Below are 8,591 nucleotides of genomic sequence, written 5' to 3'. Positions count from 1 at the left end.
ATCAAGCTCTGAACCGTATCGGGCTTTGCTCCCGCCCCCTTACCAAACACCCTGAAACCAGATAGCGCGAATTTTCCGGTTGGCATGTGCAGGTTTACCATTTTAAGGTAACGCACCTTCGCCGGGTTTTTCAGCTCTACATAATCATGCGGCACATCAGTTTTGTTTTTACTTTTATCAATCAAGGGCTTCCAAGTTTTTCCATCCAATGACGAATAGACCATATATTGATGAAAAACACCCAATGATTTCCCCAAAAAAGTAGCATCCTGATCGGCATAATTGATCTGGATGGCATTTACCGTACTGATAGCGCCGAGGTCGGTTTTAAACCATTCGCTTTTATTGGCCGTTTTGGCACTCCAATAGGTTTTAATATCCTCGTCAACGGCATTGTTTGGTTCGTATGCGCCCAGGGTTGATGAAACTTCGACCGGTTTATTATAATTCAGGATCATCCATCCGGTAAAATTACTTTTCAAGTGATCCTCTGGGCCCGATGCCAGATATTGCGGATAATCGCCATAGGCGGTATTGCAGTACAGCACCCCATCATTATCAAACCCGGCCGGCCAGAAACCTATACGGCGTTCAAAATTATTTTTTACGGAGATACCCATGGTAGAGATATGCCAGTAGTTGCCAAACTTATCCTGGTAAGTAGCCCCATGCCCCGCCCCTTTGGCAAAACCACCAGGTTTGTAGGAGAACGGGTTATGCTTTTGATAAGTGAACGGCCCCAGCGGCTTGTCGCCAATAAAAACACCATCTCCATAACCGCTTTGTTCGGTGCCGGGTGCGCCAAACTGCAGGTAATACTTGCCGTTGTGCTTGTTCATCCACGAGCCCTCGATAAAGGGTAGCAGAAACACGTTATCGTTATGCTCGCCAAAACGCTCCCAGCCGTATTTTTCAGGGTTTAACTTTACCATTTCTTTTTTAGGGCCGATGGGTTCAAACGTTTTGCGATCAATCTCCTGCCCGTAAAGCGGCAGCGTATTGCTGGAGCCGTGGTAAATATAAACCCGCCCATCATCATCAGCAAACATACCTGGATCCCAGGCGCCAACTTTAAAATAATCTTTGGCGGCTTTCCAGTCGTCATGAGTTGGGTTGGTGCTCATCCACAGGGTAAAATCTTTATTGTAGGTGGAGCCGATCACCAGTAAAGTATCGCCTAAAACCAGTGTAGCCGGGGCACAAAGCTCATCGCCCTTTACCTGATTGTAGGGCCGCACAAATTTGCGGTAAACAAAATTCCAGTGCAGCATATCATCACTCCACCAGTAGCCAAACTGATTGGTACTAAACAGGTAGTATTTGCCTTTAAACAAAGTCATGGTTGGATCGGCCGTTGCACGGTGTTTGCCCCAGGCAGCAAAATCAGGAAAAGGGGTATAACCATAATCCAAATTAAGCGGATTGCAGTAGGTGAGTCTTTTGTTTTGCGCATTTCCCTGAAAAAGGCAAAAGCAAAACAGTAGCAGCATTAAAGTACGTGTAAATATTTTCATGGTTTATAAGCAGGTTATAGTTGTACAACCGGGGGCTAATATCTGTTTTTATATATTAATAAAAATGCCGGTTACTACTACATTTATTTCACAAATACCACTCATTTAACTTACAAAATAGCTTTAACACAAATACTATCCAACGTGTAAATTAAAACTTATACTCATTGTGTGTTAAAAACACAATTAATTTGTAAATTCATCACCTGAACCAATTCATCCTTAAAAAACCATTTATGAAGAAGAAATACCTGCTGCTTTTACTGGTACAATTATTTTTTAGTGGATACTCTTTTGCGCAGTACCCTAAAATGGATAAACTGCTCTACGGCGTAGCTTATTACGATGAATACATGCCTTACGAAAGGCTTGATAAAGATGTGCAAATGATGAAGGACTGCGGTATTAACGTGGTGCGTATTGCAGAATCGACCTGGAGTACGGTTGAACCGCAGGACGGCGTATTTGATTTTACACATATAGACCGCGTACTCAATGCCATGCATAAGGCCGGTATCAGCGTGATCATTGGCACACCAACCTATGCCGTACCTACCTGGATGGTGAAGAAACATCCCGAAATACTGGCTATTACCCCATCGGGTCCAAGCCATTATGGCGCAAGGCAAAACATGGATATCACCAATACCGATTACCGTTTTTATGCCAACCGGGCGATCAGGAAGATCATGGAGCATGTAAAGGATAACCCGGCCGTTATTGGCTACCAGGTTGATAACGAAACTAAATCATACGGCACATCAGGGCCTAACGTACAGGCCCTGTTTGTAAAATACATGCAGGCAAAATACAAAACGCTTGATAATATTAATAAGATCTTCGGGCTTGATTATTGGAGCAACCGCATCAATAACTGGGACGATTTTCCATCGATGACCGGTACCATCAATGCCAGCCTGGCATCGGAGTTTGCCAAATTTCAGCGGCAACTGGTTACAGATTACCTGGCCTGGCAAGCAGCTATTGTACGCGAGTATAAACGTCCTGACCAGTTCATTACCCACAATTTTGACTTTGAATGGCGGGGTTACTCCTTTGGTATACAGCCCGATGTTGACCATTTTGCCGCTGCAAAAGCACTGGACATTGCCGGAGTTGATATTTACCATGCCAGTCAGGATAAGCTGACCGGTGCCGAAATTTCTTTTGGTGGTGATATTACCCGCTCCATGAAAGGTGGGAAAAATTACCTGGTGATGGAAACCGAAGCACAGGGCTTTCCGCAATGGATCCCTTACCCAGGGCAGCTTAGGCTACAGGCTTTTAGTCATATAGCCTCGGGTGCCAATATGGTTGAATATTGGCCCTGGCATTCCATCCATAACTCGGCCGAAACCTATTGGAAAGGTTTATTAAGTCACGATTTTGAGCCTAACCCGGTGTATAACGAAGCTAAAACGATAGGGAAGGATTTTGCCAGATTAAGTCCACAGCTCATTAACCTGAAAAAGAAAAGCGATGTGGCCATACTGTTCAGTAATGAGGCACTAAGCGGTTTTAAAGCTTTTGGCTTTGGTTGGGGTGTACGCACAGGATATAACGATGTGCTTCGCCAGCTATATGATGGCCTTTACCACATGAATGTAAGCTGCGATTTTGTTGACCCTACCAGTCAGAACATCGAAAATTATAAACTGCTGATAGTACCATTATTGTACGTAGCGCCGGATAGTTTGCTGCAGCGTTTGAACCGCTTTGTAAAAAATGGGGGGCACATTATTTACACTTTTAAAAGCGGTTTCTCTGACGAGAACGTAAAGGTACGTACCAGTCATCAACCCGGAATTATTGAAGAGGCCTGCGGTATATACTACAGCCAGTTCACCGAACCACAAAATGTGTCCTTAAAAGGTGACAACTTTGATTTGAAACCAGAGGACAAAAAAGCTAATACCTGGATGGAACTGATCACCCCCACAACTGCAAAAGTGCTGGCTTATTATGATCATCCTGTTTGGGGCAAATATGCTGCTATTACCGAGAATAGCTATGGTAAGGGCCTGGCCACCTACATAGGCTGCCTCACCAGCAGCGCTGTAACCGATAAAGTATTAGCTGATGCGGTTAAAAAAGCAGGGCTATGGGGTACAGATCAGCAGATCGCGTTCCCGGTCATTACCAAATCGGGAGTTAACAAAAACGGCAAAACGGTTCATTATTACTTCAATTATTCGGATAAGGAAACCACTGTGAATTACCCTTATAGTAATGGGAAGGAACTGTTATCGGGTAACAACATCGCATCAAAATCAACTTTACAATTGGCGGCATGGGATGTTAAGATCATTGAAGTGAATTAGATCTTTTTATCCATTATCTAATTAAGCTTTTCCATTCCCTCCCGTGGGGAGGGGTGCGGCTGGTTTGTGTGCAGAGGCTGGGAGGGGTTTATACGTGCAATATACACCTGCAAAGTTTACTAAACCCCTACCTCCCCTTCCCCAAAGAAGGAATCGCACTACCCAAACTTTTTTAGGCGATGCAATCCGATAGCTGCCTTAAGAATATAGGCAGCATGACTCATTATTTTGAGAGTATAGGCATATAATACCGTTTCTTCAACCAAAAGGCCACATTAACCAACGCTATTAAAGCAGGAACCTCCACCAGCGGACCGATCACCCCGGCAAAGGCTTCGCCACTGTTGATACCAAATACACCGATGGACACAGCTATAGCCAGTTCAAAATTATTGCCGGCGGCGGTAAAGGAAAGCGCGGCGTTTTGGGCGTAATCCGCACCCAGCCATTTGCCGGCCATAAAGGTAACCAGGAACATAATGGCGAAGTAAATAACCAGCGGAATAGCGATCCTGATCACGTCAAATGGTATCTGTACAATCAGATCGCCTTTAAGGCTAAACATGACCAATATGGTAAATAACAACGCGATCAATGTTATCGGGCTTATTTTAGGGATGAAGTGATTGGTGTACCATATATCCCCCTTGACCTTGCGTAAAATATAACGTGTTATAAACCCTGCAAAAAACGGGATACCCAGATAAATAAATACACTTTCCGCTATTTGCCCTATACTGATGTTCACTTGTAAACCTGTAAGCCCAAAGTACGGCGGTAAAACGGTGACAAATATCCAGGCGAACAGACTGTAAAATAGTACCTGGAAAATGCTGTTAAAGGCAACCAGCCCGGCGGCATATTCGCGGTTACCATCAGCCAGTTCGTTCCACACTATCACCATAGCTATACAGCGTGCCAGTCCGATCATGATCAAACCTACCATATAGGCAGGATGGTGTCGCAGGAAAATGACCGACAGTAAAAACATTAATACCGGCCCGATGAGCCAGTTCATGACCAAGGAGAGAGAAAGTATTTTAACATTACTGAACACCCGCCCCAGTTCCTCAAATCGTACTTTAGCAAAGGGAGGATACATCATGAGCATCAATCCTATTGCAATAGGTACATTAGTAGTGCCCGATTGAAATGAATTTATAACGCTTTTGGCCGACGGTACAAAATAGCCTAAAGCCACCCCGGCCCCCATGGCTATAAAGATCCATAAAGTAAGGTACCTGTCTAAAAACGACAGCTTTTTCCGTTGTGTGGGGTTGCAGTTATTGGCACTCATATAAAATTATATATTGCAATAAAACAATAATTGGATTCAAAAAAAATCAGCAGCAGTTTTCAGGGAAATTTACCGGTACAAAGAAGGCGTTTAACCTGTCGGCATATTGTTTCCATTTCACCTGGTTAATGCAGTAATTCATGGATGTGCCTTCGATAGTGCCTTTTATAAGGCCGGCTTCTTTAAGTTCGCGTAAGTGTTGCGAGGTGGTGGGCTGAGCCAATCCAAGTACTTCAACCAAATCGCCGCCTATGCAGGCATTGGCTTTTATTAAATGCTCAATAATAGCTATGCGCGCTGGATGCGCCAACGCTTTCAGCATTTTGGCCAGCTCATTTTGAGCTTCGGTAAAGTTTTCTGTTTTGGTTAAACCCATTGCAAGCAATATTACGATTAAAGCAGTTAATAATCAACGATTCGTTTTAAACGTACTGCTTTACAAAATCAGCAGCATATACTTTTATCATATCCCTCACTCGTTTAAACTCCTCCATAACCTCCTGTTCTGTTCCGGTAGCTTTGGCCGGGTCAGGAAAATTTTGGTGGAAACGTTGTGCTTTTGATGGAAAATAAGGACAGTTCTCTTTGGCATTATCACAAACCGTGATAATATAATCAAAAGGGATATCCATATACTCATCCACATTATTGGAGGTATGGCTACTTATATCAACCCCCTCCTCGGCCATAATTTTTACAGCTTTAGGATTTACACCATGAATCTCCACTCCTGCGCTGTACACCTGCGCCTTGCTGCCGGCAAATTGTTGTAAATAGCCATGAGCTATTTGACTTCGGCAACTGTTGCCTGTGCATAGTACTAATACTTTTTTCATATTTAAATCAATTCTTTTTTCATTACGATGGCAGAGACAGGGCACACGTGGCTAAATTCCGAAGATGCCTGGATTACCTCTGGTACATCGGCACGCGTAATTCTCGCATATCCTTTCCTGCTAAAATATTCAGGTGCTGTTTCTGTAAGCAGGCAAATGGCCTTTAAGTTATTCAATATGGCAAGACTTTCCACCCGCTCCAGCAATTGGTTCGCTATTCCCCGATCCCGATATTCAGGTAAAATAGCCAGTGAACGCAGCAGGCCGTAGTCACCATAAATTTCCAACCCGGCTACACCAATTACTTCATTGCTGTTATCCACTACTACATAAAAGTTCTCCAGCGATGAAGGCAGATCTTCTGCGGGTAGTTTTACAGTGGAAAGCAATTGCGTCACGTTTTCCCTGTAATTTTCGGCTTTTGTTATCAGCATATTATTGTATTTTTAGCAACAGCCCGAACCTGGTGTACAGCATTCAGCAGTTACCGCTAAATTTTTTAATTCGATTTTAGGCTTGGCACTGGCGGGGGTACAGCATTCTTCGCCTGTAGCAGTAGTACCGCAGCTGCCTCCTCTTTCAATGGCTTTGCATTGCACCGAATCGGGGCGAAGATCAACGATCAGGTTATCGCCATCAGCTATTATTTTGTTGGGGAACATTTGCCGGGTATCAAACTCCGAATTTCCAAACTCTATTTTAACCGTAGCCAGCGGATTTAACGGTAATGTTTTTTCAACCAGTTCAATAATGGATAAGGCTTTCCCTACTTTCATGGCCCTGTCCTGTTGCTGAGCCACAGGCTCCCATAACTGTACAATAATTTCAGTCCAACTGTTCATTTTACCGCCGCAGTCAACCGATACAATGGGTGCCTGTTTAATTTCGGTAATATGGTACGATGCATCAACCCACTTGTTTTCGGCATATTGAAATTGCAGATCCTGACCGGGGTGCATGAGTAATTGCTCTTTAAAGCTTATCCAGTTTATTGCTTCCTGATTGTTCATATTCAAAATGATTAAATACTATATTGCAATATTACGATTAATAAATTTAAATGCAAATGAATTTTCATAAAATATCCCTGCATCCTTTTAAAAACTTTGTCATACTGAACGCAGTGAAGTATCTTTTCTGCCACGGACACAGGTTGCCAATAGATCCTTCGTTCCTCAGGATGACAAGGGAATACAGGAAGAGGTCTGTCAGTTTAAATTTGTCGAAGACTCGCGTGCAGAGGCCCCACCTCCATGCTTCGACAAGCTTAGCATGACAGTCCATTCTTTATTTATTATCTTTCTTCCCCCGTCAGCAGATAAGCTTCGGGTGAAATCAGGCAGAAACATCGTGGGTTGTGCGGCCGGAAGGGCATTAGCAATTTTTACTGAAGCAGGGATAGCGGGAACGAAGTGGAGTAAAAATTAAGCAGCCCGTGGTTCTGCCTGCTTTGCAGGGCTAAGGCCATGAGCGCAAAGAAGCATTTCTGCTGAAAGCGTTATTCGCTTATTACTTATTTTTATTGGAGCTCATTATCTCGCTACACTCGGTCTTGGTTACTTTTGTGGCGACAAAAGTAACTGGCCCTCCCGCGGCCAAGAGCGGGTATACGATATGTCTTTCCCCTCTGTATAGCTTAGAGATTGCTTCGTTCCTCGCAATGACGCGCGGAGATTTTTGTTTGTTCTTACACTAAACCACAGCCATCCGCTTCAGCGTAAAAGTAAATCTGCTCCCCGCTCCCAATTCACTATTAACCTCTATTTTGCCCGATTGCGCTTCAATAAAATCTTTGGCAATGGCAAGGCCCAGGCCGGTTCCGGTTTGGTCGGCGGTAGCATTTGGTATTTTGAAATAGCGCTCAAATAAGCGCGATAAATATTTTTCTTCGATACCCTTGCCATGATCCTGAACCGAGAATTCGATCTCATCACTATGATGTTTTTTAACCACCAATTCAACCGTCGATTTTTCGTGGCTATATTTTATAGCGTTCGATAGCAGGTTGATCAATACCCATGTGGTTTTATCCAGATCGGCATGAACGTCGGGCAGGCTTTCATCGCATTGTACTTTAATTTTAACCTGTTTTTGGTCGGCTGTAAATTTAATGGCCTTCACGGCATAGTCAACAATATTTTTAGGATGGGTGCTGCCAAAATTAAGCTGCAGCTTGCCCGTTTCTACCTGTGCCATATCCAGCAACTCGCCGGTTATTTGCAGCAGTCGGCGGGCATCATCATCAATATTTTCAAGCAGCTGTTTTTGCTCGGTATTCACGTTACCTATGCGGTCGTCCTCCAGCAGTTTCAGGCTCATTTTTATGGACGAGATAGGCGTTTTTAACTCATGCGATATGGTTGCGATAAAATTAGTTTTAGCTTCATCCAGTTGCTGATATTCGGTTATATTTTTCAATATGATCACCTTACCTATCACTTTGTCCTTACTGTTTACAGACAATGATTCGCGCGAGTAAAAACTTTCGCGGTTATCGGCAAATATTTTTAGCCGGGGTTGGTCGTTTACCAACAAATTACGCAGCAGGTCGTTCTCTAAAGCAACATCCGGAGCATATCTGCCATTGAGCTGCTCAGCCGTCATACCAATCAGGGTACAGGCC

Annotated in this window: 8 protein-coding genes; 1 reads left to right on the top strand and 7 read right to left on the bottom strand. The window is 43.7% G+C overall.

Annotation, left to right across the window (positions count from 1 at the left end; genetic code table 11):
• A partial coding sequence (locus tag AC1DRQ_RS27780) for a family 43 glycosylhydrolase (RefSeq protein ID WP_477428811.1) occupies positions 1-1,514 on the bottom strand: 1,514 nt, incomplete at its 3' end.
• Positions 1,515-1,750: 236 nt separating this feature from the next.
• Between AC1DRQ_RS27780 and AC1DRQ_RS27775 the strand changes: the two genes are divergently transcribed.
• A complete protein-coding gene (locus tag AC1DRQ_RS27775) occupies positions 1,751-3,835 on the top strand; it encodes a beta-galactosidase (protein ID WP_477428809.1) in 2,085 nt (694 codons plus the stop codon).
• 223 nt (positions 3,836-4,058) lie between these two features.
• Here AC1DRQ_RS27775 and arsB read toward each other — a convergent pair whose 3' ends face one another.
• The 6 genes from arsB to AC1DRQ_RS27745 form a co-directional block, all read right to left on the bottom strand.
• Positions 4,059-5,132 carry an ACR3 family arsenite efflux transporter gene (gene arsB / locus AC1DRQ_RS27770; RefSeq protein WP_477428807.1) on the bottom strand — a complete coding sequence of 358 codons (1,074 nt, stop codon included), beginning with the start codon at positions 5,130-5,132 and terminating at the stop codon, positions 4,059-4,061.
• A gap of 46 nt (positions 5,133-5,178) precedes the next feature.
• Positions 5,179-5,508, bottom strand: a complete 330-nt coding sequence (locus tag AC1DRQ_RS27765) for an ArsR/SmtB family transcription factor (protein WP_477428805.1) — start codon at positions 5,506-5,508, stop codon at positions 5,179-5,181.
• Between the two features lie 46 nt (positions 5,509-5,554).
• The gene (locus tag AC1DRQ_RS27760; protein ID WP_477428803.1) at positions 5,555-5,968 is read right to left on the bottom strand and encodes an arsenate reductase ArsC; all 414 of its coding nucleotides are present in this window, start codon (positions 5,966-5,968) and stop codon (positions 5,555-5,557) included.
• A gap of 2 nt (positions 5,969-5,970) precedes the next feature.
• Positions 5,971-6,402 (bottom strand): arsenic resistance N-acetyltransferase ArsN2, encoded by a 432-nt coding sequence (arsN2, locus tag AC1DRQ_RS27755; RefSeq protein ID WP_477428801.1) that lies wholly within the window; start codon positions 6,400-6,402, stop codon positions 5,971-5,973.
• A gap of 12 nt (positions 6,403-6,414) precedes the next feature.
• Complete coding sequence (locus tag AC1DRQ_RS27750; protein WP_477428799.1) at positions 6,415-6,978, bottom strand: DUF6428 family protein; 564 nt, start codon at positions 6,976-6,978, stop codon at positions 6,415-6,417.
• Between the two features lie 682 nt (positions 6,979-7,660).
• Positions 7,661-8,591, bottom strand: a 931-nt coding sequence (locus tag AC1DRQ_RS27745) for a sensor histidine kinase (protein ID WP_477428797.1), incomplete at its 5' end; no start/stop codon positions are given.

It is taken from the genome of Mucilaginibacter sp. P4_E8 (assembly GCF_056401495.1).
Note: the sequence above shows the minus strand (reverse complement) of the source record. Positions and strands in the feature narration are given on the sequence as shown.

Bases quoted from the DNA above. Each gene is read 5' to 3' on its own strand.
- arsB (WP_477428807.1), bottom strand. From the start codon at position 5,132: ATGAGTGCCAATAACTGCAACCCCACACAACGGAAAAAGCTGTCGTTT.
- AC1DRQ_RS27760 (WP_477428803.1), bottom strand. From the start codon at position 5,968: ATGAAAAAAGTATTAGTACTATGCACAGGCAACAGTTGCCGAAGTCAA.
- AC1DRQ_RS27765 (WP_477428805.1), bottom strand. From the start codon at position 5,508: ATGGGTTTAACCAAAACAGAAAACTTTACCGAAGCTCAAAATGAGCTG.
- AC1DRQ_RS27750 (WP_477428799.1), bottom strand. From the start codon at position 6,978: ATGAACAATCAGGAAGCAATAAACTGGATAAGCTTTAAAGAGCAATTA.
- AC1DRQ_RS27775 (WP_477428809.1), top strand. From the start codon at position 1,751: ATGAAGAAGAAATACCTGCTGCTTTTACTGGTACAATTATTTTTTAGT.
- arsN2 (WP_477428801.1), bottom strand. From the start codon at position 6,402: ATGCTGATAACAAAAGCCGAAAATTACAGGGAAAACGTGACGCAATTG.